This window comes from Streptobacillus felis (genome assembly GCF_001559775.1).
Classification (GTDB): Bacteria; Fusobacteriota; Fusobacteriia; order Fusobacteriales; family Leptotrichiaceae; genus Streptobacillus; species Streptobacillus felis.
The window spans coordinates 1-262 of the sequence record NZ_LOHX01000169.1 but is presented as its reverse complement, the minus strand read 5'-3'; the positions used below and the strand labels follow the sequence as shown (position 1 = coordinate 262).

The following is a 262-nucleotide window of genomic DNA, read 5'->3' as shown; positions in this document are numbered from 1 at the left end:
ATCATTTTAAAAAGACAGAATTACTAAAAGAATAATTCTGTATTTTATTATAAATTGTATTTCTTCTTAAATTTATCAACTCTCCCAGTGTCATCAACAAATTTAGACTTCACAGTATAGAATGGGTGAAATGTAGAATTTATTGCTACTTTAACAACTGGATACTGTTGTTCTTCAATTTCAACAGTCTCTTTAGTAGCTTTAGTAGATTTACCTAAAAATCTTTCACCATTACGTGTATCTTCAAATACTACTAATCTGT

At 27.1% G+C, this 262-nt stretch carries 1 protein-coding gene; it reads right to left on the bottom strand.

What is annotated here, in order from left to right; translation table 11 throughout:
* Nucleotides 1-47 precede the first annotated feature (47 nt).
* The coding region (gene rpmE / locus AYC60_RS03450; RefSeq protein ID WP_067321348.1) for a 50S ribosomal protein L31 at nt 48-262 on the bottom strand (215 nt) is incomplete at its 5' end.